Origin of the sequence: Streptomyces sp. ATCC 21386 (genome assembly GCF_018728545.1) — a bacterium.
GTDB lineage: Bacteria > Actinomycetota > Actinomycetes > Streptomycetales > Streptomycetaceae > Streptomyces.
This window is the reverse complement of sequence record NZ_JAAVVL010000001.1, coordinates 3,549,533-3,572,929: the sequence shown is the minus strand read 5'-3', so window position 1 is coordinate 3,572,929 and position 23,397 is coordinate 3,549,533. Positions and strand designations below refer to the sequence as shown.

The following is a 23,397-nucleotide window of genomic DNA, read 5'->3' as shown; positions in this document are numbered from 1 at the left end:
AACGAAGGATGCCGGGGCGGCGCGAACGCGTAACCGAGCGGGTCGCGCCGCGTTGTCCTCCGTGACGGCCGTGGCGGGGAAGACCCCCGAGCCCCCACCACGGCCGCGGAACTTGCAGAGCCCTCGGTCCGGCCGATTCCGGCCGATTCCGGCCGGTTCCGGCGCGCGTCGGACGCTGCTCCGTTCGGGTTACGCGAGCCCGGCGAGCTCCATGGCCTCGGTGCCGGCCCGGAGCGAGGCGATCCGCTCGTCCAGGGTGAAGCCCGCGGGGGCGAGGGTGAGGGTGGTGACCCCGGCCTCGGCGTAGGCCTTCATCCGGTCGGCGATGCGCTCCACTGACCCCAGCAGCGTGGTCTGGTCGATCAGCTCGTGCGGAATGGCCGCCGCGGCCCCGGTCTTGTCGCCCGCCAGGTACTTGTCCTGGATCTCGGCCGCCTCCTTCTCGTACCCCATGCGCTGGGCGAGCTGGTTGTAGAAGTTCTGCTTGCGGCTGCCCATGCCGCCGACGTACAGCGCGGTGTACGGGCGGAAGGTGTCGGCGAGCGTCGCCACGTCCTTGTCGGCGCCGACGGCGAGGGGCAGGGTCGGGCAGACGTCGAACCCTTCGAGGGTCTTGCCGGCCTTCTCCCGCCCCGCCCGCAGGTACTTGATCGCCGTGTCCTCCAGGTGCGCGGCCGAGGGGAAGATCAGCAGGGCGCCGTCGGCGATCTCGCCGGTCTGCTCCAGGTTCTTCGGGCCGATCGCGGCGATGTACAGCGGGATGTGCTCGCGGGTGGGGTGCACGGTCAGCTTCAGCGGCTTGCCGGGGCCGCCGGGCAGCGGCAGCGTCCAGTGCTCGCCGTCGTGCGCCAGGCGCTCACGGGTCATGGCCTTGCGGACGATCTCCACGTACTCGCGGGTGCGGGCGAGCGGCTTGTCGAACTTGACCCCGTACCAGCCCTCCGAGACCTGCGGCCCCGAGACGCCGAGGCCGAGCCGGAAACGGCCGCCGGAGAGCGAGTCCAGCGTCGCGGCCGTCATCGCGGTCATCGCGGGCTGGCGGGCCGGGATCTGGAAGATGGCGGAGCCCACGTCGATGCGCTCGGTCTTGGCGGCGACCCAGCTGAGCACGGTGGCGGCGTCCGAGCCGTAGGCCTCCGCCGCCCAGCAGACCGCGTACCCCAGGCGGTCGGCCTCCTGGGCCACGGCCAGGTTGTCCCCGTCCATTCCGGCGCCCCAGTAGCCGAGGTTGATCCCGAGCTTCATATAGACCCGCCTTCCCTTACCGATCAGTAACGTCTTGGTCCCGCCGACCATACCGGGGGGATGGGGCTGTGAGGCGAGTGCGGGTCCGTTGTGGTTGCTCGCGCGGTCCCCCGGCGCCCTCGAGCGAGAGCAGCCCCCACCCGGCCGCGGACGACGAGCCCACCCTGTGGAAATCGGTTGTCCACAGGCCCCCACGCGGCGAACCGTGGCCAGTAATCTCGGCGTCCATGGAGCAGAGGCATCTCGGCCGTACCGGCCTGCGCGTGTCCCGGATCGGGCTAGGCACCCTGACGTGGGGCCGCGACACGGACGAACATGACGCCGCGGACATGTTGAAGGTGTTCTGGGAGGCGGGCGGCACACTCGTGGACACGGCCGACGTCTACGGGGACGGCGAAGCCGAGTACCTGCTCGGGCAGTTGATGGACGGGCTGGTGCCCCGCCGCGACCTGGTGATCTCCACGAAGGCCGGCAGCGTCCCGGACCCCGACCGCCGCTTCGACGGTTCCCGGGGCCATCTGCTCTCCGCCCTGGACGCCTCCCTCGCCCGCCTCGGCACGGACTACGTCGATCTCTGGCACATCCACGCCTACGACCCCGAAACGCCGCTCGACGAGACGCTCCAGGCCCTCGACCTGGCCGTCAGCAGCGGCCGGGCCCGGTACGTCGGCGTCTCCAACTTCTGCGGCTGGCAGCTGGCGAAGGCGGCCACCTGGCAGCTCGCGGCCCCCGGTATACGCACCCGCCTGGCCAGTACGCAGCTGGAGTACTCCCTGCTGCAACGCGGCGTCGAGCGCGAGGTGCTGCCCGCCGCACTGGACCTGGGCGTCGGCCTGCTCCCCTCGTCGCCGCTGGGGCGCGGGGTGCTGACCGCCAAGTACCGCCACATCACGCCCCCCGACTCCCGGGGCGGCTCCGAACACATGGCGCCGTTCGTCGCCCCCTACCTCGACGAGACGGCGACCAGCATCGTGGAGGCCGTGCAGACCGCCGCGGACGGTCTCGCCGTGACCCCGCTCCAGGTGGCCCTCGCCTGGGTGCGCGACCGGCCCGGCGTGGCCGCGCCCATCGTCGGCGCGCGCAACGCGCTGCAGCTCACGGGGGCATTGTCAGTGGAGACCCTTAGTCTTCCTGACGAGATCTGCCGGGCTCTCGACGATGTGTCGGCGCCCGTGCACCGCTATCCCGATCACGACTGGAGCACGCTGTGAGCACGGAGCCCGCGACCACGGGGACGGACGAGCCGGGAGGCCAGGGCGACACCACGCGCTCCGACGCGCCCGACGACGCAACCGCGGGGAGCACTCCGGAAGGCTCCGCCGGCACCGACGACTCGGGCGCGTCCGAGAGCTCCGCCCCCGAAGGTTCGGGAGACGCGTCCGAGGGCGCATCCGAAGGCACGTCCGAAGTCTCCGAGGCCCAGGCCGAGTTGGCGGCCCAGCGGTTGGAGCGGGAGCGGATCGAGCGGCGCAGGGCGGAGAAGAAGGCACCGATCACGAGCGGAGCCAAGCTCAGCGGGACGGCCGCCGATCTGTTGGCCGCCGTACGGGCCGTGGAGGGCGGCCGGAAACCCACGGCCACCGTTTTCGACGAGCCGGAGCCGACGCCGCGCCGGGCCGCGCAGGAACCGGCGCGGCGACCGCAGCCCGTGGCGCCCCCGGCCGGTGCGGCGGTTCCGTCGGGCGAGACCGTCGAGGCGGTGCGCGCGGTGCTGGCCGAGGGCGGTGCTCCGGAGGCACTGGTGCCGCAGGCCGCCGAGGCGCTCGGCGAGGGTGCGGGCGCCCTGCTGCGGGAGGATCCCTGGCAATTGCTGCGCGTTCCGGGCGTGCGGCCCGAGCAGGCGGACGGATTCGCGCGGGCCCTGCTCGGGGCGGAGTGCGGCCCGGACGACGAGCGGCGGGGCCGGGCGGTCACCGTCTGGCTGCTGGAGCAGGCCGCCGTGGCCGGGCACACGGCGCTGGAGGCCCCGGTCCTGATCGGCGCGCTCGGTCAGCGTTCCGTCCCCGACCCCGACGAGGCCGTCCAGAGCACCGTCGCCGAGGGCGAGGCCCTGGTGTTCCAGGACGCCCTGGACGACGCCCCGGCCGCGCAGCGTTCCGCACCGGCCCCCGGACCGGCCGCCGACTCCCCCGCCGACGACGAGGGAGAGGGCGACGAGGCCGAGGAGGAGCGCCCGGTCCGCGTCCTCATCGGCCTGGAGCGGTACGCCCTCGCCGAGGAGAGCCTCGCCGACGGCCTCGCCCGCGTGATGAACTCCCTGCCCAAGGACGATCCGGTCGACTGGTCCTCGGCGGCGGCGTCGGCACCGCGTTCCGCTGTCGAGCTGATCCGCGCCGTCGCGGGGCACGGGCTCGTGCTGCACACCGGCGGCGAGGCGGCCCGCGCGGAACCGGCGGCGCTCGTCACGGCCGCCCGGTCGCTCGGGCTGCGGGCGTACGCGGCGACGCACAGCGCGGACGGCGTGCGCCGCTTCGCCGCACAGCTGGGCTCCGCCGACGGCGGGGACATCGCCGAGGGGGGCGACACGGCCGTGACGACCCTCGCAGGGCTGCTGTCCGGCGCCGAGGGACCCGGCCGTGACGGGGACGGCGCGCTCGATCTGGATCTGCTCGTGGTGCTGGACGCGCCCCAGTTGGACGTCGAGACCGCCGCGCTGCTCGTCGAGTCGTTGCCCGACGGTTCCCGGCTGGTGCTCAGCGGCGACCCGGGAGTGCTCTGGTCCGCCGGGCCCGGCCGGGTCTTCGCCGATCTGCTCGCCGCCCGGACCAGCCCGCAGGTCGCCTCGCGGACACCCGACCCCGGGCCGATCGGTGAACTGGTCTCCGGCATCGGCATCGGCGAGCTGAACCAGGTCGACGCGCCCGGCAAGGAGGTCGTGATCGTGCCGGTGCGGGACGCCGGTGAGGCGGTGCACCGGACCGCGCAGCTCGTCGTGGACTCGGTGCCGAGGGCGTTCGGGATCCCGGCCGAGCAGGTGCAGGTGATCACCCCCGGACACGGGGGCGCCGCCGGTACGCGTGCGCTGAACGCCGCGCTCAAGGAGCGGCTGAACCCCGGTCCCGGCCGTTTCGGCGGCTTCGACCCGGGCGACCGGGTGGCCCACTCCCCCGCCCCGGGCCGTACGACTCCCGGCCGGGTGGTGAAGGCCGACGCCGAGGGGCTGCACCTGGAGTGCGCGGGTGTGGCCGTGGTCGTACCGAAGGAGCGGGTGGAGCAGACCGTACGGCACGGGTGGGCGCTGACGGCGCACCAGGCCGTCGGGCACCGGTGGCCGGCGGCGGTGGTGGTGCTGCCGGGTGACGCGGCTCAGGCCCTCACGCGCCCCTGGGTCTACACGGCCTTCGGCCGCGCCGAGCGGCACCTGTCCGTCGTGCACGGGGTGGAGCATGCCCTGCCCCGTGCGGTCGCCGAGGTCCCCGCGAAGCCACGCACGACACGCCTGCCGGCACTGCTCAAGACCCAGGTGCCGTCGGCCGATTGACAGCGCGCGCCCCAGGGCGGCCCGCAGGGCCGCGTTCAGGGGCGCGGGGCCGCCTTCAGGGGCGCGGGGAACCTCGCGAGCGACCTCGCACGGCCCGGGCCGCCCGACGGCGGACGCCCCGAGCTCCGAGGCGCCCCCGGGCCCCTACCGGTCCACGTCCAGCGGTTCCAGATCCTCGTCCTCGTCCAGCTCCGCCGCGAGCGTGACGTCGTCGTCGAGGTCGTCGTCCGGCTCGTCGTCGAAGACCGCGCTGACGTCGAAGCGGCAGACGACCTGCTGCCCGTCGACCCCTTCGAAGGGCGCCTCCAGCCACTCACCGGGATCGGCGGCGTCGTCGGCGGCGGTCACCCAGAGCGTGGAGTCCCCTTCCTCCAGACCGAACTCCTTGTGCCGGGAGGCGATCTCGTCCGGTTCGAACTCCCCGAACAGCACGCCGAGGGCGCCGAGCACCGTGCTCGCCGCCCCGTCGGTGCCGGCCGGCTCCTCGGCCGCCTCCACGCGCTGCGCCTGTGCCAGCAGCCGCTGCGGCTCGCCCACCGTGTAGTCCCGGCGGATCAGCACACTGAGCGCGCCGGGCTCGTCGGGGCCGATGTACGGCGGCCTGTCCTCGGTGCCGGGGATCTCGAAGGGAGTGACCTCGTCATAGCGGTCGTAGAGCAGTTCGTCGTACTCCTCGGCGGCCGCGGCCAGCTCGTTGAACGCCTCGTAGACGGCCGGGTCGTCCTCCCCCGACCGGCGTTCGACCGCCGCCAGGTGGCGGTCGAGCGCGGTCTTGACCGCCTCGGCGGCGGCGCGTACCTCGGCAGCGGTGGGCTGCGCAGCATCAGACATAGTGCAGACGCTATCCGTACCGGGCCCCAGCCCGCACAATAGATACCGATGCCGGAATACGAATTTGTCGACGTGTACGTACCGCGCGGGGTCTCCCGCAAGGACGCCACACGCCTGCTGACGGACCATGCCGAGTACGGACACTGGGAGTTGGACCGACTGAGCCTGCTGCGTGACGGCAGCCGCAGGGTGCGGTTGCGCCGACGGATCATCCGCCAGGTGCGCGCCACATGGTGACTGGGCACGACGAAACGGAGCGGGCCCCGCTGGTGCGGGGCCCGCTCCGTGCGGTGGGTTCCGCGTCCGGTTACAGCGCGACGGCCCGAGCCTTGCGGTAGATCAGGGCGCCCCCGATCAGTGCGCCCGCGCCCACCGGGAGCATCAGCCCGAGCGGCAGGTCGCCGCCGGTCTGGGCGAGCTGGGCCGCGCCGTCGGGCTGGGTGACGGTCTGCGTACCCGGGGTGTTGGTGTCACCACCGGGCCTGCCGGGACCACCCGGCTCACCGGGCTTGCTCGGCGCCTGCGGGGACGCCTCCTCGGAGTCGCCCGGCGGGTTCTGCGAGCCGCCGCCCGGGTTCTCGTGCGACCCTCCGCCGCCCGAGTTCCCGCAGTCGTCGTTCGCGACGCCGTTGCCGATGCCGACCACGCTGACGCTGTTGCCGCACACGTTGACCGGCACGTGCACCGGAACCTGGATGTGGTTCCCGGAAGCCACTCCCGGCGAGTCACCGGCGTGACCGCCCGCGTGGGACCCGCCACCGTACGACGGGCCGTGGCCGTCGTCGCCGTGACCGCCGCCGCCCGAGCCGTTGGAGCAGTCGTTGCCGACGGCCGTGTTGCCGACGCCGACGACGTTGACGCTGTTGCCGCACACGTTGACCGGGGCGTTCACCGGGGCCTGCACGACATTGCCGGAGGCCACGCCCGGCGAGTCACTGGCGTGCCCCCGGGCCTGGGACCCACCGTGCGAGGAGCCGTGGCCCTGGTCGCCGCGGGCGTGCTTGCCGCCTCCGCCGTTGGAACACTTGTTGCCGGCCGCCGGGTTGAGCAGTCCGACCACGTTCACCGTGTTGCCGCAGACGTTGACCTCGGCCTCCACCGGCGCCTGCACGGTGTTGCCGGAGAGCACGCCCGGCGAGTTGGTGGCGGAGCCCTGCGCGCCGGAGTCGGCGTGGGCCATGCCTCCGGCCGCGGCGAAGACTCCGGACGCGGCCGCCACCGTCATGAGGCCTTTGCGGGTGACCTGTCGCATTGCTGAATTACCTGCCTTAAGCCCTATGTTGTGATCTTGTACACCTTGTCGGGAGACCGAACGGCCCCGGAGTGCATGGCGCGCACTCCGGGGCCGACGGTTTGTTCAGACCCTCACCGGGTGAGGCACAACGTCACTTGTTGATGCAGGTGTTGCCGAAGGCGGGGTTCAGCAGCCCGATCACCGAGATCGTGTTGCCGCACACGTTCACGGGGACGTGCACCGGCACCTGGACGACGTTGCCGGACGCGACGCCCGGGGAGCCGACGGCGGCACCCTGGGCCCCGGCGTCGGCGACGGCCAGACCCGCGCCCGCGAGAACCAGACCACCGGTGGCAGCCGCAGCGGCGACGACCTTCTTGAGCATTGTTCCTCCTTGTTGGCAAAGCGACTCCAAGTAGCGAGTCGCATCACCTGTAACGAGGAGGGAGTAATGGAGCTACGAGCTTATGGTCGGATTCACCCGTCACGGTCGATCTTCGTACGCGCGGCCGAATCCTGTGCCGAACGGTCAGGACGCGTCGATGAAACGGTCGAGGACTCGCACGCCGAACTTCAGGCCCTCGACCGGCACCCTCTCGTCGACACCGTGGAACATGCCCGCGAAGTCCAGCTCCGGGGGCAGCTTCAGCGGCGCGAAGCCGAAGCCCCGGATGCCGAGGTCGTCGAAGGACTTGGCGTCCGTACCGCCGGAGAGCATGTACGGGACCGCCTTCGCGGCCGGGTCCTCGGCGAGCAGCGCGGACTGCATGGCGTCCACGATCGCCCCGTCGAAGGAGGTCTCCAGCGCCTTGTCGGAGTGCACGTCCTCGCGCCGCACCTTGGGGCCGAGGATCTTGTCGAGATCGGCGAGGAACTCCTCCTCGAACCCGGGCAGGAACCGTCCGTCGACGTGCGCGGTGGCCTCGCCCGGGATGACGTTGACCTTGTAACCGGCGCCGAGCTGGGTGGGGTTGGCGGTGTTGCGCAGGGTCGCGCCGATGAGCTTGGCGATACCGCCCAGCTTGGCGAGGGTGCCCTCCATGTCCTCCGGGTCGAGCGTGGTGCCGAGCGCGTCGCCGAGTTCGTCGAGGAAGGCGCGGGTGGTCTTGGTGACCCGTACCGGGAACTGGGTGCGGCCGAGGCGCGCGACGGCCTCCGACAGTTCGGTGATGGCGTTGTCGCGGTGGATCATCGAGCCGTGGCCCGCCGTGCCGGCGACGGTCAGCTTCATCCAGTGCATGCCCTTCTCGGCCGTCTGGATCAGATAGAGCCGGCGCTGCTCGCTCACCGTGAACGAGAAGCCGCCGACCTCGCTGATGGCCTCGGTGACGCCCTCGAAGAGATCGGCGTGGTTCTTCACCAGGTGCTTCGCCCCGTACGTGCCGCCGGCCTCCTCGTCCGCGAGGAAGGCGAGCACGATGTCGCGCGGCGGCCTGCGACCGCTGCGCAGCCGGTCGCGGACGACCGCCAGCGTCATGGCGTCCATGTCCTTCATGTCGACCGCGCCCCGGCCCCACACGCAGCCGTCCGCGACCTCGCCGGAGAAGGGGTGGTGGGTCCAGTCCGCCGCGTTGGCCGGGACGACGTCGGTGTGGCCGTGGATGAGCAGCGCGGGCCGGGACGGGTCCTCGCCCTCGATCCGGGCCACCGTGGAGGCGCGGCCCGGGTGCGACTCGAAGATCTTCGGTTCCAGCCCCACCTCGGCGAGCTTCTCGGCGACGTACTCGGCGGCCGCGCGCTCACCCGGGCCCGAGTGGTCGCCGAAGTTGCTGGTGTCGATCCGGATCAGCTCGCTGCAGAGGTCGACGACCTCGTCCTCGCCGGTCACGCGCCTGCCCGTGTCCGTCTCACTCACGCTGGTTCCTCCCGCTGTCGCTGCTGGTGGTTCCCCTCATCCTCCTCCTGCCCCACCGCCCCTCCCAAGACCGGGACCGGCCCGTCACACGCCGTTCACGCCGGGCGGCGCCCGGGGACGGGGTGTGATCGGGGGCCCTCGAAAGCCTGGTAATGTTTCCTTCGTCGCCGCGAGGGAGACCCCGCGCGACAGACACCTTGTCCGGGTGGCGGAATGGCAGACGCGCTAGCTTGAGGTGCTAGTGCCCTTTATCGGGCGTGGGGGTTCAAGTCCCCCCTCGGACACACAATAACGAAGGCCGTGACCCCCGGGTCGCGGCCTTCGTGCGTGGTCGGCGGCGAATGTGGGACATATCTCGCCTGGTTCGAGAAACCCCAGGTCACAGCCGTCCGACCGGCCCTTGTGGGCCGCCTTCCGGATGCCTCCGCTTGGCCGACACGACAGGCAGTAGTCACCCGAGCACTAGAGTATGGGGCTTGTTCGGCACCGGTACGGAAATATCCCCAGGCAGACCTGCGGCCCTCCGGCGCCCCCGGATGGTCCGGGTTCGAGAGGCGAGGATCCGATGGCCGCCGTGTACGAGAGTCCCGACCTGACGCTGCTCGACGAGGAGATGGCCGAGGACGCCGGGCGGTTCGGCGGGGCGGCGCGCTTCTCGGCCGGTCCCGCCGCCTCCCCCCGCACGCTGGTCGACGTCTTCGAGGCGTCCGCGCGGTCGTACCCGGACGAGCCCGCCCTGGACGACGGGACGCGGCGGCTGACCTACCGCGCGCTGGCCGTCGAGGTGGAGAATCTGCGACGACGGCTGGGAGCCGCCGGGGTCGGGCTCGGGGACCGGGTCGGGGTGCGGGTGCCGTCGGGCACGAACGAGCTGTACGTCGCCATCCTCGCGGTGCTCGCCGCCGGAGCCGCCTATGTGCCCGTGGACGCAGAGGACCCCGACGAACGGGCCGAACTGGTATTCGACGAGGCGGAGGTGCGGGCGGTCGTCGGGGCCGGACACGAACTGACCGTGCACGGCGCGTCCGGCTCCCCCGCCGCCCGGCCCGGGGTCGAGCACGACGCGTGGATCATCTTCACCTCCGGGTCGACCGGCAGGCCCAAGGGGGTGGCCGTCAGCCATCGCAGCGCCGCCGCGTTCGTGGACGCGGAGGCGGCGCTCTTCCTGACCGAGGAGCCGATCGGGCCCGGGGACCGGGTGATGGCCGGTCTCTCGGTGGCCTTCGACGCGTCCTGCGAGGAGATGTGGCTGGCCTGGCGGTACGGCGCCTGTCTGGTGCCGGTGCCGCGCGCACAGGTCAGGAGCGGCGCGGATCTGGGGCCCTGGCTGGTCGAGCAGGAGATCACGGTGGTGTCGACCGTGCCGACGCTGGCCGCACTCTGGGAGCCCGAGACCCTGAGCGACGTACGGCTGCTGATCTTCGGCGGTGAGGCGTGCCCGCCGGAGCTGGCGCAGCGGCTGGTGACGGAGGGGCGGGAGGTATGGAACACGTACGGGCCGACCGAGGCCACCGTCGTCGCGTGTGCCTCCTTGATGACCGGTGCGGAGCCGATCCGGATCGGGCTGCCGCTCGACGGGTGGGAGCTGGCCGTGGTGGACGAGAGCGGGGAGCCCGTGCCGATGGGCGCCAGCGGGCAGCTGGTGATCGGCGGCGTGGGGCTCGCGCGGTATCTCGACGCCGAGAAGGACGCGGAGAAGTACGCGCCGCTTCAGTCGCTGGGCTGGGAGCGCGCCTATCGCAGTGGTGACCTGGTGAGGGCCGAGCCCGAGGGGCTGGTCTTCCTCGGGAGGGCCGACGAGCAGATCAAGCTCGGCGGGCGGCGGATCGAGCTGGGCGAGGTCGACGCCGCGTTGCAGGCCCTGCCCGGGGTCGCGGGCGCCGCGGCGGCCGTACGGACCGCGCGGAGCGGCAACCAGCTGCTCGTCGGGTACGTGGTCACCCAGGAGGGGTGGGACCACGCGACGGCCGTGGCGAAGCTGCGGGCGGAACTGCCGGCCGCGCTGGTGCCGCTGCTGGCGCCGGTGGCGGAGCTGCCGACCCGGACATCCGGGAAGGTCGACCGGAACGCCCTGCCGTGGCCGCTGGCGGACCTGGAGACGGCCGGTCCGGCCGAGGAGCTGTACGGGACCGAGGCGTGGCTCGCCGAGCAGTGGGCGGAGGTGCTGGGCATCCCGGTCGGTGGCGCGGGCGACGACTTCTTCGCGATCGGCGGGGGGAGTCTGGCCGCCGCGCAGCTGACGACACGGCTGCGGACCCGGTATCCGAGCGTCGCGGTGGTGGACGTCTACCAGCGGCCCACGCTCAGGAAGCTGGCCCGGTACCTGGAGGAGTCCGGCGGGCAGGAAGGGCCCCGGCGCGTGGTGGCACCCGTGCCCGTGCGGGCGCGGCTGGTCCAGTCGTTGCTGCTGGTGCCGCTGTTCACCCTGCTCGGTCTGCGGTGGGTCGTCCCGCTGGCGGCGCTCGGGAACCTGCTCGGGCCGTACGCCTGGCTGCCGACCGCGCCCTGGTGGGCCGTGGCGGTCGGGGCGGTGCTGCTCTTCACCCCGCCGGGGCGGCTGGCGATCGCGGCGGGCGGGGCACGACTGCTGCTGCGTGGGGTCGGGCCGGGCCGGTACGCGCGCGGCGGGAGTGTGCACCTGCGGCTGTGGGCGGCCGAGCGGCTGGCCGAGTTCAGCGGGGCGACCTCCCTGACCGGGGTCTGGCTGGAGCGGTACGCGCGTGCCCTGGGCGCCAAGGTCGGCGCCGACGTCGATCTGCACGCGCTGCCGCCGGTGACCGGGATGCTCAAGCTCGGGCGGGGCGCGGCCGTGGAGTCCGAGGTGGACCTCTGCGGGTACTGGCTCGACGGGGACCTGCTGGAGATCGGACCGGTCAAGGTGGGCGCCGGCGCGGTCGTCGGGACGCGGAGCATGCTGCTGCCGGGGGCCAGGGTCGGCAAGCGGGCCGAGGTGGCGCCCGGGTCGGCCGTGGTCGGGCAGGTGCCCACCGGTCAGCGCTGGGCCGGGGCGCCCGCGGTCAAGCTGGGCAAGGCGAAGCGGAACTGGCCCAGGGAGCGGCCGCGGCGGGGCCTGTTCTGGCGGGCGTCGTACGGGGTGACCGGGTTCGGGCTGACCGCGCTGCCGGTGCTCGCCGGGCTCGCCGCGCTGGCGGGCTTGAGTCTGTTCGTGGATCCGCAGGCCGGGCTGGGCGGTGCCCTGCGGGGCGCCGTGCTCGGGCTGGTGCCGGCCACCCTCGCGTTCGGGGCGGCGTACGCGCTGCTCCTGCTGGTCGCCGTGCGACTGCTGAGCCTCGGGCTGCGGGAGGGTACGCATCCCACGCACAGCCGGGTCGGCTGGCAGGCGTGGACCGTCACCCAGCTGATGGACCGGTCGCGGGAGACGCTGTTCCCGCTGTACGCGGGGCTGGTCACGCCGGTGTGGCTGCGGTTGCTCGGGATGCGGATCGGGCGGGGCGCGGAGGTGTCGACGGTGCTCGCGCTGCCGAGTCTGACGACGGTCGGGGACGGGGCGTTCCTCGCGGACGACACGTTGACCGCGCCGTACGAGCTGGGCGGGGGCTGGATGCGGATCGGGCGGGCGGAGATCGGGCGGCGGGCGTTCCTCGGGAACTCCGGGATGACCGCGCCGGGGCGTTCCGTACCGGACGGCGGGCTGGTGGGGGTGCTGTCGGCGACGCCGAAGAAGGCGAAGAAGGGCAGCTCGTATCTGGGGCTGCCGCCGGTGAAGCTGCCCCGGGCGGTGTCCGACGGTGACCAGAGCCTGACGTACGAGCCGCCGGCGCGGCTGCTGTGGGCGCGGGCGCTGGTGGAGCTGTGCCGGATCGTGCCGGTGTTCTGCTCGGCGGGGCTCGCGCTGCTGACGGTGGCCGCGCTGAGTGCGCTGGGCGGCTGGGCGTGGCTGGTGGGCGGTCTCGTGCTGCTGGGGTCGGGCGCGCTGGCGGGGCTGGTGTCCGTCGTGGCGAAGTGGCTGCTCGTGGGGCGGCACCGCCGCGGGGAGCATCCGCTGTGGAGCGGTTTCGTGTGGCGCAACGAGCTGGCGGACACCTTCGTGGAGGTCCTGGCCGTGCCGTGGCTGGCCGGGGCGGTGCCCGGGACGCCGGTGCTCAACGTGTGGCTGCGCGGGCTGGGGGCGCGGATCGGCAAGGGGGTGTGGGTCGAGAGTTACTGGCTGCCCGAGACCGACCTCGTGACGCTCGGCGACGGGGCGACGGTGAACCGGGGGTGCGTTCTCCAGACCCACCTCTTCCACGACCGGATCTTGCGGACGGATACTGTTGAGCTCCGTGAGGGCGCCACGTTGGGCCCGGGCGGAATCGTCCTGCCCGGCAGCGTGGTCGGGGCCCGTACCACGCTGGGCCCGGCGTCGCTGGTCATGGCCGCGGAGTCCGTTCCCGACGACACCCGGTGGCTGGGCAACCCGATCGAGTCATGGCGCCGCTGACCGCGGCTCGTGCGGCGTCGGGGGACTCGGGGGACGATGGACGTCGTACGAGAGCGGAGCGGGGAGCAGAAGCGGCAGTGGCGGTTCAGCAGTCAGTGGGTCCGGACCCGTACTTCCCGGCGAACGGTGATTCCCGTTACCGGGTGCATCGGTACGAGCTGGCCGTGGACTACCGACCAGGGCCGAACCGGCTGTCGGGCACCGCGCGGCTCAACGCCATAGCGGGCCGGGCCCCGCTCGCGGAGTTCCAGTTGAACCTCGCCGACTTCAAGATCGGGCGGGTGCGGGTCGAGGGGCGGGCGCCGCACTACTCGCACCGGGGTGGCAGGCTGCGGATCCGGCCGGCCAAGCCGATCCGGCCCGGGGCCGCGTTCACGGTGGAGGTGCACTGGTCGGGCAATCCGAAGCCGGTGAACAGCCCCTGGGGCGGGCTCGGTTGGGAGGAGCTGACCGACGGGGCGCTGGTGGCGAGCCAGCCCGTCGGGGCGCCGTCCTGGTATCCGTGCAACGACCGGCCCGCCGACAAGGCGTCGTACCAGATCTCGGTGACGACACCGTCGGCGTACCAGGTGGTGGCGGGCGGGCGGCTGCTCACCCGTACGACGAAGGCGTCCACGACGACGTGGGTGTACGAGCAGTCGGCGCCGACGTCGAGCTATCTGGTGGGGCTGTCGATCGGCAGGTACCAGACGGTGCTGCTGGGCGATCCGAGGCCGGGCGGGGTGCCGCAGCACGGGCACATCCCGGCGCACCTGCTCACCGAGTTCTCGCGGGACTTCGCGCGGCAGCCGGCGATGATGGAGCTGTTCGAGGAGCTCTTCGGGCCGTACCCGTTCGGGGAGTACGCGGTGGTGGTGACCGAGGAGGAGCTCGATGTCCCGGTCGAGGCACAGGGGTTGTCGCTGTTCGGCGCCAACCACGTGGACGGGGCGCGGGGTTCGGAGCGGCTGGTGGCCCACGAGCTGGCGCACCAGTGGTTCGGCAACAGCGTGTCCATCGCCGACTGGCGGCACATCTGGCTGAACGAGGGGTTCGCCAAGTACGCCGAGTGGCTGTGGTCGGAGCGTTCCGGCGGGCGCAGCGCGCAGCAACTGGCCGCCGCCGCGCACCAGAAGCTCGCCGCGCTGCCGCAGGATCTGCGGCTGGCCGACCCGGGCCGCAAGCTGATGTTCGACGACCGGCTCTACGAGCGCGGCGGGCTGACCGTCCACGCCGTGCGCTGTGCCCTCGGTGACGAGGCGTTCTTCCGGATGCTGCGCGGCTGGGCGACCGTCCACCGCGGCGGCGCGGTGACGACGGCCGGTTTCACCGCGCACGCCGGGCGCTACGCCGACGGGCCCCTGGACGCCCTGTTCCAGACCTGGTTGCGGGAACCGGCGCTGCCGCCGCTGCCGTCCCCGAGAGGTTCCGGGGTGCCGGCGCGGCCGCCGTATCCGCCGACGAACGCGGGCTCGGCGTAGAGCGGGCACAATGACTGCCATGTCGTCGCGCCGCAGCGGTTCCAGGACCAGGTCGAAGAGTGTTTCCCGTGCTTCGTCGTCGGCTCCTCGTTCGTGCCCCTGCGGGTTGCCGCGGACGTACGAGGAGTGCTGCGGCCGCTACCACTCCGGGGGCGCCGCCGCGCCGACCGCCGAGGCGCTGATGCGGTCCCGGTACAGCGCGTTCGTGGTGCGCGACGAGGCGTATCTGCTGCGCAGCTGGCATCCCCGGACGCGGCCCGCCGAGGTCGCCTTCGACACGACCATGCGCTGGACCGGCCTGGAGATCCTGGAGACCCGGGACGGCTCGCCCTTCCACACCACCGGCACCGTCACCTTCCGCGCCTCGTACCGCGGTGGCTCGATGCTCGAACGGAGCCGCTTCGAGCGGGTGGCGGGGGCCTGGGTGTACGTGGACGGGGAGTTCCCCGCGGAGGACGGGGCCTAGCGGGCCCGTCCGAGCCCCGGGTCAACCGGTGGTCGGTGCCTGGCCGTTGGGGGCCAGGATGTCCAGCTCCTGGAGTGCGCCGACCGTGATCTGCCTGGTGAGCCGTTCGGCTCGGGGGGCGTCCTTCTCGCGGATGGCTTCCGCGACCTGGACGTGGAGGGTGACGGCGGCGGGGTCGGGGTCGTGGAACATCACGGCGTGGTGGGTGCGGCCGGCGAGGACCTCCTCGACGACGTCGCCGAGGCGGGCGAACATCTCGTTGCCGGAGGCGTCGAGGATCAGGCGGTGGAAGGCGACGTCATGCCGGAGGTAGCCCTCCAGCCGGTGGCCGCGTGAGTTGGCGACCATGCCGATGGCGCACTCGGTGAGCGCGGCGCACTGTTCGGCGGTGGCGTTGCGCGCGGCGAGGCCGGCGGCGATCGGCTCGACGGCGGAGCGCAGGACCGTGAGGGAGCGCAGCTGGCGGGGGCGGTCCGCGCCGGCCAGCCGCCAGCGGATGACCTGCGGGTCGTAGACGTTCCACTCGGCGGGCGGGCGGACGATCACGCCGACCCGGCGGCGGGACTCGACCAGGTGCATGGACTCCAGCACGCGCACCGCCTCGCGCATCACGGAGCGGGACACCTCGAAGGTCTGGGCGAGTTCGTCCGTGCGCAGCACGCTGCCCGGCGGGTACTCGCCCGCCGTGATCGCCGGTCCGAGGGTCTCCAGAACTCGGCCGTGCAGCCCCCGGCCCGGTGTGGTCATGGGGATCAGGGTACGAGGAGCGGGGAGTGAAGAAAAAGTCAGACTTATTTGTGTCGAGGGCTTGAATTCGTCGTACCTAATGGGTTTCAGTGTCGTCGACGTCGGGTGACGTCTCAGATGTCGACGAAGACAGCGAGGTAGTGATGCGTACCCCTCATGTCGTCGTGGTGATGGGCGTGGCAGGGACCGGGAAGACCACGATCGGCCCCCTGCTCGCGGCACGGCTCGGCGTTCCGTACGCCGAGGGCGACGACTTCCACCCCGCGGCCAACATCGCCAAGATGTCGGCCGGGACACCGCTGGACGACGCGGACCGAGGTCCGTGGCTGGACGCCATCGGCGCCTGGGCGCACGACCGGGCCGGGCTCGGCGGGGTGGTCAGCTGTTCGGCGTTGAAGCGGTCCTACCGGGACCGGCTGCGGGCGGCGGCGCCCGGTGTCGTCTTCGTGCATCTCACCGGTGACCGGGCCCTCATCGAGGACCGGATGTCCCACCGGCAGGGCCACTTCATGCCCACCGCGCTGCTCGACTCGCAGTTCGCCACGCTGCAGCCCCTGGAGGCGGACGAGGCGGGCGTCGCGGTCGATGTGGCGGGCGCGCCCGAGGAGATCGCCGAGCGGGCGGTCGCGGCGCTGCGGGAGTTCGATCCGGCGTAGTCGTAGGCCCTCGGCCGCCGGCTCCTGCGTCCGCCGATTCCTTGCTTCCGCCGGCTCCTTGCCTCCGCCGGCTCCTGGCTTCCGCCGGCTCCTGGTGCCCGCTGCCTCCTGCTTCGCCTCGGCCCCTCCCCCACCCCTCACCTCCCCCTGACACCTCCCCAAAACAAGGAATCACCGTGACCGGACTCAACGTCGAGTTGCTGGCAGCGGACCCCGTCGAGCCGATCACCTCGGCGGGGCACGCACAGCTGGGCATCGCCGTCCTGGCGGGCATCGCCGTGATCGTCGTGCTCATCACCAGGTTCAAGGTGCACGCCTTCCTGGCGCTGACCATCGGCTCGCTCGCGCTCGGCGCGTTCGCCGGGGCTCCGCTGGACAAGGCGATCGCCAGCTTCACCACCGGGCTCGGGACGACCGTGGCCGGCGTCGGCGTGCTCATCGCGTTGGGCGCGATCCTCGGCAAGCTGCTCGCGGACTCCGGGGGCGCCGACGAGATCGTCGACACCATCCTCGCCAAGGCCCAGGGGCGGGCGATGCCGTGGGCGATGGTGCTCATCGCCTCGGTGATCGGGCTGCCGCTGTTCTTCGAGGTCGGGATCGTGCTGCTGATCCCGGTCGTGCTGATGGTCGCCAAGCGCGGCAACTACTCGCTGATGCGCATCGGCATCCCGGCCCTCGCGGGTCTGTCCGTGATGCACGGGCTGATCCCGCCGCACCCCGGCCCGCTGGTCGCCATCGACGCGGTGCGGGCCGACCTGGGTGTGACGCTGGCGCTGGGCCTGGTGGTCGCGATACCGACCGTGATCATCGCCGGGCCGCTGTTCTCGAAGTACGCGGCACGGTGGGTGGACGTACCGGTGCCCGAGCGCATGATCCAGGCGCGGCCCTCGGAGGAGCTGGAGAAGCGGCCGTCGTTCGGCGCGACCGTGGCGACCGTCCTTCTGCCGGTGGTGCTGATGCTGGCCAAGGCGCTCGTGGACATCGTCGTGGACGACCCCGAGAACATGGTGCAGCGGGTCTTCGACGTGGTCGGCTCGCCGCTGATCGCGCTGCTCGCGGCCGTGATCGTGGGCATGTTCACGCTGGGGCGGGCCGCCGGGTTCACCAAGGAGCGGCTGGGGTCGACCGTCGAGAAGTCCCTCGCGCCGATCGCGGGCATCCTGCTCATCGTGGGCGCGGGCGGCGGGTTCAAGCAGACGCTCATCGACTCCGGGGTCGGGCAGATGATCCTGGAGATCTCCGAGGACTGGTCGATCCCCGCGCTCGTCCTGGCCTGGCTGATCGCGGTGGCGATCCGGCTGGCGACCGGGTCGGCCACGGTCGCCACGATCTCGGCGGCGGGCCTGGTGGCACCGCTGGCCGCGGACATGTCGACGGCCCACACCGCCCTGCTCGTCCTCGCCATCGGCGCGGGCTCCCTCTTCTTCAGCCATGTCAACGACGCCGGCTTCTGGATGGTGAAGGAGTACTTCGGGATGAGTGTCGGCCAGACCATCAAGACCTGGTCGGTGATGGAGACGATCATCTCGGTGGTGGCGGGGGCGATCGTGCTGCTGCTGTCGCTGATCATCTAGGGGCGCGGGCGGGCGAGGAGCGCTGGTCGTTCAGGGGCGGGGAGCCGGAGGTCCGGCGCCCCGCCCCTGTCGTGACCGACGGCCTGCGGTCCGGGGCCTGCGGGCCTGCGGCCCAGGGCTTGCGGGCTTGCGGCTTGCGGCTTGCGGCTTGCGGCTTGCGGCTTGCGGCTTGCGGTCTACGGCTACGGCCTACGGCCGCCAGAGCGGATGCTCGTTGTCCGCCCACTCCCGGCTCACCGAGCCCGTACGCATGCCGCGCCGGGCCTCCGGGTCGCCCAGGGCCATGCCGATGTGGCCCGCCAGGACGATGCCGATGGTCAGGGCCAGCCAGTCGTGGACGAAGGTCGCGCTGGTCCGCCACATCAGGGGGGTGAGGTGGGTGAACCACATCATCAGGCCCGTGACGAGCATGACGAGGGTGGCGCCGGCGATCCAGGCCGCGTAGAGCTTCTGGCCGGCGTTGAACTTCGCGGCGGGGCGCGGGCCGGCCAGTCGGCGGCGGGCGGCGCGGAGCCAGACGCGGTCGTGCGGGCCCCAGCGGTTGAGGCGGCCGAGGTCCGCGCGGAACGCGCGGGAGACCAGGCCCGCCAGGACCGGGAGGGGCAGGAGGAGGCCCGTCCACTGGTGGACCAGGACCACCAGGGCCCGGCGGCCGACCAGTTCGGCGAGGGCGGGGAGGTAGAGACAGGCCGCAGTCGCCACGCAGGCGCCCATCAGGGCCGCGGTCGTCCGGTGGATCCAGCGTTCGGCGGCGGTGAAGCGCGGGACGCGGGAGGCCATGACGACCGGCCGTTCCTCAAGTCGTCGGTTCATCGTCCCGCCCGTTCGATCGGCCGACCCACGCGTCGATGTCGTAGCCCCGCTCCTCCCAGTAGCCGGGCTCGACCTCCTCGGTGAGCTCGATGCCGGAGAGCCACTTCGCCGACTTGTAGAAGTACATGGGGGCGACGTAGAGGCGGACCGGGCCGCCGTGGTTGTGGCTGAGGTCCTTGTCCTGCATCCGCAGGGCCACCAGGACGTCCGCGCGGCGCGCCTGCTCCAGGGTGAGACTCTCGCTGTACGCCCCGTCGAAGCAGGTGAAGCGGACCGCTCCGGCCGAGGAGCGCACCCCGGCCGCGTCCAGCAGCACGGAGAGCCGTACGCCCTCGAACGGGGTGTCCGGCACGCGCCAGCCGGTGACGCACTGGACGTCCTTCACCATCCGGGTCTGCGGGAGGGCCCGCAGATCGGCGAGGGTGTAGGAACCGGGCTTGTCGACCAGGCCGTCGACGGTGAGGCGGTAGTTCTTCGCGGTCCTGCGGGGTACGGACGACGTCACGGAGTAGTAGCGGAAGCCGCCGCCGTTGGGGAGGAGGCCGGTCAGGCCGGTGGGGTCCTTCTCGGCCGCCTCGCCGAGGAACGCCTCCATGCCGCGCTGGAGGACCGGCGCGGAGACGACGCCGAGGGCGCCGAGTCCGAGGGTGCCGAGGAGGACCCGGCGGCCGATGGGCGCGCCGCGGCCCTCGGAGGTGTCCGCCCGGTCGGTGGGGGCCGCCGGGTTCGGGGGCTCCGGTGGCGCTTCCCGTGGTTCGGGGTGTTCAGGGTTCACGTATCGATTCGAACACCCGCCACCGCGGCTGGGCCAGCGGCAGCGGGTATTCGTCAGAATTCCGTCATGAGCGCGGCGCCGCGCTCAGCCTCGCCGCCGAACAGCGCGTTGCCCTCGGCACCGTACAGCCCGTTGCCCTCCCCGCCGTACGGCGTTCTCGCCGCGCCGCTCAGCCCGTCGCCTTGGCCGCCGCCCGGCCTGCCGTGCGGCCCGAGAACAGGCAGCCGCCGAGGAACGTGCCCTCCAGGGAGCGGTAGCCGTGGACGCCGCCGCCGCCGAAGCCCGCCGCCTCGCCCGCCGCGTACACGCCGTCCAGCGGGTCGCCGCCCTCGGTGAGGACCCGGGAGGAGAGGTCGGTCTCCAGGCCGCCGAGGGTCTTGCGGGTCAGGATGTTCAGGCGGACGGCGATCAGCGGGCCCGCCTTGGGGTCGAGGATGCGGTGCGGGGCTGCGGTGCGGATGAGCTTGTCGCCGAGGTAGTTACGGGCTCCTCGGATCGCCATGACCTGGAGGTCCTTGGTGAAGGGGTTGGCGACCTCACGGTCCCGGGAGACGATCTCGCGGCGCAGCTCGGCCTCGTCGATCAGCGGGTCCTTGGTGAGCGCGTTCATCCCGCGGACCAGGGAGCCGAGATCCTTCTCGACGACGAAGTCGACACCGTGGTCCATGAACGCCTTCACCGGGCCGGGGACGTCCGCGCGGGCCCGGATGAAGACGTCCTTGATGGACTTGCCCGTCAGGTCGGGGTTCTGCTCGGAGCCGGAGAGGGCGAACTCCTTGCCGATGATCTTCTGGTCGAGCACGAACCAGGTGTAGTCGTACCCGGTCTTCATGATGTGTTCGAGGGTGCCGAGGGTGTCGAAGCCCGGGAAGAGCGGCACGGGCAGGCGCTTGCCGCGGGCGTCCAGCCAGAGCGAGGACGGGCCGGGCAGGACACGGATGCCGTGGTTGTCCCAGATGGGGTTCCAGTTCTGGATGCCCTCGGTGTAGTGCCACATCCGGTCGCGGTTGATGAGGCGCGCGCCCGCCTCCTCGGCGATGCCGAGCATCCGGCCGTCGACGTGCGCGGGCACACCGGAGATCATCTTCTCCGGAGGGTTGCCGAGGCGCTCGGGCCAGTTGGCGCGGACCAGGTCGTGGTTGCCGCCGATGCCGCCTGAGGTGACGATCACGGCCTGGGCCTTCAGTTCGAAGGCGCCGGTGACCTCGCGGCTGCTCGGCTGGCCGCGTTCGATCGTCGAGGCTTCCAGGATCTCGCCGGTGACGGTGTCGAGGGAGCCCGCGCTGCGCGACAGTCCGGTCACCCGGTGCCGGAACTTCAGCTGGACCAGCCCCCGGCGCACGCCCTCCCGCACCCGCCGCTCGAAGGGCGCGACGAGGCCGGGGCCGGTGCCCCAGGTGATGTGGAAGCGGGGGACGGAGTTGCCGTGACCGTTGGCGTCGTAGCCGCCGCGCTCGGCCCAGCCGACGACCGGGAAGAACCGGACGCCCTGCTGGTACAGCCAGGACCGCTTCTCGCCGGCCGCGAAGTCGACGTACGCCTCGGCCCACTTGCGCGGCCAGTGGTCCTCCTCGCGGTCGAAGGCGGCCGTGCCCATCCAGTCCTGGAGGGCGAGGGCGTGGCTGTCCTTGATCCGCAGACGGCGCTGCTCGGGCGAGTCCACGAAGAAGAGCCCGCCGAAGGACCAGTGCGCCTGGCCGCCGATCGACTGCTCCGGCTCCTGGTCGAGGAGGATCACCTTGCGGCCCGCGTCGACGAGCTCCGCGGTCGCCGCGAGCCCGGCGAGGCCCGCCCCGATCACGATCACATCTGCGTCGTACGACATGGAGGACGTCCTCTCGGGAACGGGTCAGGCAACCGGGGCACGCTGGAACGGGCCGGGTACGGCCCCGCGCTTTGTTACCGGCCGGTCAGCAGCTTTGGATCAGATCCTTCGGCAGAAGGCGTGACCTAGTCAACTGCCGAGATGCGTCTCCTCTTTCATCGGCCCGCGGGGCCGTGTGTTTCGGGGGTGCGGGCACCCTGCGCGTGAAGCCCCGCCGGGCCGGCTGCCGAGAGCCGCGGTCGCCCCGCCCCCTGCTTGGATGGGGGCATGAGCGCAGCCGACGAGATTCTCGACATCGTGGACGAGAACGACCAGGTCATCGGGCAGGCACCGCGGGGGGAGGTGTATGCGCGGGGGATGCGGCACCGGGCCGTGTTCGTGCTGGCCAGGGACGCCGAGGGGCGGATCTTCGTGCACCGGCGGACGTCGACGAAGCTGGTCTACCCGTCGCTGTACGACATGTTCGTCGGCGGGGTCGTCGGGGCGGGCGAGGCCTACGACGACGCGGCGCTCCGCGAGGCCCAGGAAGAGCTGGGTGTCCCCGGGCTGCCGCGCCCCGAGCCGCTGTTCAAGTTCCTGTACGACGACGGCGCGGGACGCAGCTGGTGGTCGGCCGTGTACGAGGTCCGCTGCACGTCGCCGGTGAGCCCGCAGGTCGAGGAGGTGGCCTGGCACGGGTTCCTCACGGAGGCCGAGCTGGAGCGGCGGCTGGGCGAGTGGGAGTGGGTGCCGGACGGGACGGCGGCGTACCAGCGGCTCAAGGAGGACCGGGGCGACTGACACGCGAAGCCGACCGGTAGTGTCCGGCACGTGATCGAATGTGTACGGAACGTCCGGCTCTGGTTCGTCCCCGAGGACATCCGGAAGGACGGCGGAACCCCGGACTACCGGTTCTCCCTGGCCAATGAGCGGACGTTCCTGGCCTGGCTGCGTACCTCGCTCGCGCTCATCGGCGGCGGCTTCGCGGTGGACCAGTTCCTGCCGGACCTGCGCTGGGGCTGGCGGGTCGGACTCGCGCTCGCCCTGCTGGCGGCCGGGGTGCTGTGCGCGTTGCGGGCGGTCAACCACTGGGTGCGCTGCGAGCGGGCGATGCGGCGCGGGGAGGACCTGCCGGTGTCGCGCTTCCCGGCGCTGCTCGGTGTCGTCGTCGCCGTGGTCGCCGTCGCGATGGTCGTCGTCGTGCTGCTCGGGTGGGAGGGGTGAGCCCGGCGCCCGCTCCCCCGGCCGCCCCCGACCGCGACCCCGGCCTGCAGCCGGAACGGACCCGGCTCGCCTGGCGCCGTACGACCCTCACGGGAGCCGTGGTCGCCGTGCTCGCCGCGAAGTCCGCGCTGCACGGTGGGCCCTCGGCGGCGAGCGTGCCGGCCGCGGCCCTGTGCGCGATGCTGTGGCTGGCCCTGCTGGCGCTCGCCCATCGGCGTATCGCCGCCCTGGCCGCCGCCCGCCCTCCCGTCCTCGCGCCTTCGGCCGCCACGACGGCCGCCCTGTGCGTCATCGCGCTCGCGGTGTGCGGGGCGGCACTGGTGCTCTGAAGAGCAACTCTTGGTGTGTGCATGGAGTTTCGGAAAGGAAGAATCGAGACTTCTGTGCCTAGCCTGGACAAGTCATCCCTCGTACCAGCGAAGGCGAGCACCATGACCACCCTTCACCAGGAACACCCCGTCCACGAGCACGACCACGGTCCGACCTGCGGGCACACCGCCGTGACGCACGGTGACCACACCGACTACGCGCACGACGGGCATCTGCACCGCGAGCACTCCGGGCACTGGGACGAGTGCGAGCCGAGCGGGCACACCGCGCACGACGGTCACGCCCACGAGCACGGCGAGGACTGCGGGCACCAGGCGGTCACCCACGGGGACCACGTGGACTATGTGCACGACGGACACCGGCACGCCGCCCACGACGGGCACTGGGACGACCACTGACCCGCCGCGCTCCCGGCCCCCCGGATGCCACCGGATCGCCGCCGACTGGCAGGCTCTGACCAC

At 72.4% G+C, this 23,397-nt stretch carries 21 protein-coding genes and 1 tRNA gene; 13 read left to right on the top strand and 9 right to left on the bottom strand.

The window, feature by feature from the left end; genetic code table 11:
- Positions 1 to 189: 189 nt before the first annotated feature.
- Positions 190 to 1,245 (bottom strand): LLM class F420-dependent oxidoreductase, encoded by a 1,056-nt coding sequence (locus GWK25_RS15590; protein ID WP_215450827.1) that lies wholly within the window; start codon positions 1,243 to 1,245, stop codon positions 190 to 192.
- Positions 1,246 to 1,472: 227 nt separating this feature from the next.
- Between GWK25_RS15590 and GWK25_RS15585 the strand changes: the two genes are divergently transcribed.
- Positions 1,473 to 2,456, top strand: a complete 984-nt coding sequence (locus tag GWK25_RS15585; RefSeq protein WP_215450826.1) for an aldo/keto reductase — start codon at positions 1,473 to 1,475, stop codon at positions 2,454 to 2,456.
- A complete protein-coding gene (locus GWK25_RS15580; RefSeq protein ID WP_215450825.1) occupies positions 2,453 to 4,726 on the top strand; it encodes a helix-hairpin-helix domain-containing protein in 2,274 nt (757 codons plus the stop codon). The genes GWK25_RS15585 and GWK25_RS15580 overlap by 4 nt, the downstream gene beginning before the upstream one ends.
- A gap of 144 nt (positions 4,727 to 4,870) precedes the next feature.
- On the opposite strand, the gene GWK25_RS15575 is transcribed toward GWK25_RS15580, so the two are convergent.
- Positions 4,871 to 5,557 (bottom strand): hypothetical protein, encoded by a 687-nt coding sequence (locus GWK25_RS15575; protein ID WP_215450824.1) that lies wholly within the window; start codon positions 5,555 to 5,557, stop codon positions 4,871 to 4,873.
- A 48-nt stretch (positions 5,558 to 5,605) separates the two neighbouring features.
- Here GWK25_RS15575 and GWK25_RS15570 point away from each other — a divergent pair, with 48 nt between their 5' ends.
- A complete protein-coding gene (locus tag GWK25_RS15570) occupies positions 5,606 to 5,794 on the top strand; it encodes a DUF5703 family protein (protein ID WP_005485166.1) in 189 nt (62 codons plus the stop codon).
- Between the two features lie 70 nt (positions 5,795 to 5,864).
- Here GWK25_RS15570 and GWK25_RS15565 read toward each other — a convergent pair whose 3' ends face one another.
- The 3 genes from GWK25_RS15565 to GWK25_RS15555 form a co-directional block, all read right to left on the bottom strand.
- Positions 5,865 to 6,809 carry a chaplin gene (locus GWK25_RS15565; protein WP_215450823.1) on the bottom strand — a complete coding sequence of 315 codons (945 nt, stop codon included), beginning with the start codon at positions 6,807 to 6,809 and terminating at the stop codon, positions 5,865 to 5,867.
- Between the two features lie 133 nt (positions 6,810 to 6,942).
- Positions 6,943 to 7,176 (bottom strand): chaplin ChpH, encoded by a 234-nt coding sequence (gene chpH / locus GWK25_RS15560; protein WP_033531632.1) that lies wholly within the window; start codon positions 7,174 to 7,176, stop codon positions 6,943 to 6,945.
- A 144-nt stretch (positions 7,177 to 7,320) separates the two neighbouring features.
- Positions 7,321 to 8,646, bottom strand: coding sequence for a M20/M25/M40 family metallo-hydrolase (locus tag GWK25_RS15555; protein ID WP_215450822.1), 1,326 nt, complete (start codon positions 8,644 to 8,646; stop codon positions 7,321 to 7,323).
- 199 nt (positions 8,647 to 8,845) lie between these two features.
- Here GWK25_RS15555 and GWK25_RS15550 point away from each other — a divergent pair.
- From GWK25_RS15550 to GWK25_RS15535, 4 genes are all read left to right on the top strand, one after another.
- Positions 8,846 to 8,930, top strand: a tRNA-Leu gene (locus GWK25_RS15550).
- A 281-nt stretch (positions 8,931 to 9,211) separates the two neighbouring features.
- Positions 9,212 to 13,087 (top strand): Pls/PosA family non-ribosomal peptide synthetase, encoded by a 3,876-nt coding sequence (locus GWK25_RS15545; RefSeq protein WP_215450821.1) that lies wholly within the window; start codon positions 9,212 to 9,214, stop codon positions 13,085 to 13,087.
- A gap of 77 nt (positions 13,088 to 13,164) precedes the next feature.
- Positions 13,165 to 14,547 (top strand): M1 family metallopeptidase, encoded by a 1,383-nt coding sequence (locus GWK25_RS15540; RefSeq protein WP_215450820.1) that lies wholly within the window; start codon positions 13,165 to 13,167, stop codon positions 14,545 to 14,547.
- Positions 14,548 to 14,566: 19 nt separating this feature from the next.
- A complete protein-coding gene (locus GWK25_RS15535; RefSeq protein WP_215450819.1) occupies positions 14,567 to 15,013 on the top strand; it encodes a YchJ family protein in 447 nt (148 codons plus the stop codon).
- Positions 15,014 to 15,034: 21 nt separating this feature from the next.
- Here the strand turns inward: GWK25_RS15535 and GWK25_RS15530 are convergent, their stop codons facing one another.
- Positions 15,035 to 15,760, bottom strand: coding sequence for a FadR/GntR family transcriptional regulator (locus tag GWK25_RS15530; RefSeq protein WP_215450818.1), 726 nt, complete (start codon positions 15,758 to 15,760; stop codon positions 15,035 to 15,037).
- Positions 15,761 to 15,903: 143 nt separating this feature from the next.
- Between GWK25_RS15530 and GWK25_RS15525 the strand changes: the two genes are divergently transcribed.
- Together GWK25_RS15525 and GWK25_RS15520 are read left to right on the top strand one after the other, a co-directional pair.
- Complete coding sequence (locus tag GWK25_RS15525; RefSeq protein WP_215450817.1) at positions 15,904 to 16,416, top strand: gluconokinase; 513 nt, start codon at positions 15,904 to 15,906, stop codon at positions 16,414 to 16,416.
- A 176-nt stretch (positions 16,417 to 16,592) separates the two neighbouring features.
- Positions 16,593 to 17,990, top strand: a complete 1,398-nt coding sequence (locus GWK25_RS15520) for a GntP family permease (protein ID WP_215450816.1) — start codon at positions 16,593 to 16,595, stop codon at positions 17,988 to 17,990.
- Positions 17,991 to 18,179: 189 nt separating this feature from the next.
- Here GWK25_RS15520 and GWK25_RS15515 read toward each other — a convergent pair whose 3' ends face one another.
- The 3 genes from GWK25_RS15515 to GWK25_RS15505 form a co-directional block, all read right to left on the bottom strand.
- Positions 18,180 to 18,803, bottom strand: coding sequence for a cytochrome b/b6 domain-containing protein (locus tag GWK25_RS15515; RefSeq protein ID WP_215450815.1), 624 nt, complete (start codon positions 18,801 to 18,803; stop codon positions 18,180 to 18,182).
- Complete coding sequence (locus GWK25_RS15510; RefSeq protein WP_215450814.1) at positions 18,787 to 19,578, bottom strand: molybdopterin-dependent oxidoreductase; 792 nt, start codon at positions 19,576 to 19,578, stop codon at positions 18,787 to 18,789. Before GWK25_RS15510 ends, GWK25_RS15515 begins: the two co-directional genes overlap by 17 nt.
- A gap of 169 nt (positions 19,579 to 19,747) precedes the next feature.
- Positions 19,748 to 21,403, bottom strand: coding sequence for an FAD-binding dehydrogenase (locus GWK25_RS15505; RefSeq protein WP_215450813.1), 1,656 nt, complete (start codon positions 21,401 to 21,403; stop codon positions 19,748 to 19,750).
- Positions 21,404 to 21,670: 267 nt separating this feature from the next.
- On the opposite strand from GWK25_RS15505, the gene GWK25_RS15500 reads away from it, so the two are divergent.
- The 4 genes from GWK25_RS15500 (at position 21,671) to GWK25_RS15485 (ending at position 23,334) form a co-directional block, all read left to right on the top strand.
- On the top strand, positions 21,671 to 22,183 hold the full coding sequence (locus GWK25_RS15500; protein WP_215450812.1) for an NUDIX hydrolase: 513 nt from the start codon (positions 21,671 to 21,673) through the stop codon (positions 22,181 to 22,183).
- 30 nt (positions 22,184 to 22,213) lie between these two features.
- On the top strand, positions 22,214 to 22,606 hold the full coding sequence (locus GWK25_RS15495; protein WP_215450811.1) for a DUF202 domain-containing protein: 393 nt from the start codon (positions 22,214 to 22,216) through the stop codon (positions 22,604 to 22,606).
- Positions 22,603 to 22,935, top strand: coding sequence for a DUF202 domain-containing protein (locus tag GWK25_RS15490; RefSeq protein WP_215450810.1), 333 nt, complete (start codon positions 22,603 to 22,605; stop codon positions 22,933 to 22,935). Before GWK25_RS15495 ends, GWK25_RS15490 begins: the two co-directional genes overlap by 4 nt.
- A 102-nt stretch (positions 22,936 to 23,037) precedes the next feature.
- Entirely contained in the window at positions 23,038 to 23,334 is a 297-nt protein-coding gene (locus GWK25_RS15485) for a hypothetical protein (protein WP_215450809.1), read from the top strand.
- Positions 23,335 to 23,397: the final 63 nt, after the last annotated feature.

Excerpts from the sequence above, each read along its gene's own strand:
- GWK25_RS15590 (WP_215450827.1), bottom strand. The coding sequence starts at position 1,245 with ATGAAGCTCGGGATCAACCTCGGCTACTGGGGCGCCGGAATGGACGGG.
- GWK25_RS15585 (WP_215450826.1), top strand. The coding sequence starts at position 1,473 with ATGGAGCAGAGGCATCTCGGCCGTACCGGCCTGCGCGTGTCCCGGATC.
- GWK25_RS15575 (WP_215450824.1), bottom strand. The coding sequence starts at position 5,557 with ATGTCTGATGCTGCGCAGCCCACCGCTGCCGAGGTACGCGCCGCCGCC.
- GWK25_RS15570 (WP_005485166.1), top strand. The coding sequence starts at position 5,606 with ATGCCGGAATACGAATTTGTCGACGTGTACGTACCGCGCGGGGTCTCC.
- GWK25_RS15565 (WP_215450823.1), bottom strand. The coding sequence starts at position 6,809 with ATGCGACAGGTCACCCGCAAAGGCCTCATGACGGTGGCGGCCGCGTCC.
- chpH (WP_033531632.1), bottom strand. The coding sequence starts at position 7,176 with ATGCTCAAGAAGGTCGTCGCCGCTGCGGCTGCCACCGGTGGTCTGGTT.
- GWK25_RS15545 (WP_215450821.1), top strand. The coding sequence starts at position 9,212 with ATGGCCGCCGTGTACGAGAGTCCCGACCTGACGCTGCTCGACGAGGAG.
- GWK25_RS15535 (WP_215450819.1), top strand. The coding sequence starts at position 14,567 with ATGTCGTCGCGCCGCAGCGGTTCCAGGACCAGGTCGAAGAGTGTTTCC.
- GWK25_RS15530 (WP_215450818.1), bottom strand. The coding sequence starts at position 15,760 with ATGACCACACCGGGCCGGGGGCTGCACGGCCGAGTTCTGGAGACCCTC.
- GWK25_RS15525 (WP_215450817.1), top strand. The coding sequence starts at position 15,904 with ATGCGTACCCCTCATGTCGTCGTGGTGATGGGCGTGGCAGGGACCGGG.
- GWK25_RS15515 (WP_215450815.1), bottom strand. The coding sequence starts at position 18,803 with ATGAACCGACGACTTGAGGAACGGCCGGTCGTCATGGCCTCCCGCGTC.
- GWK25_RS15505 (WP_215450813.1), bottom strand. The coding sequence starts at position 21,403 with ATGTCGTACGACGCAGATGTGATCGTGATCGGGGCGGGCCTCGCCGGG.
- GWK25_RS15500 (WP_215450812.1), top strand. The coding sequence starts at position 21,671 with ATGAGCGCAGCCGACGAGATTCTCGACATCGTGGACGAGAACGACCAG.
- GWK25_RS15485 (WP_215450809.1), top strand. The coding sequence starts at position 23,038 with ATGACCACCCTTCACCAGGAACACCCCGTCCACGAGCACGACCACGGT.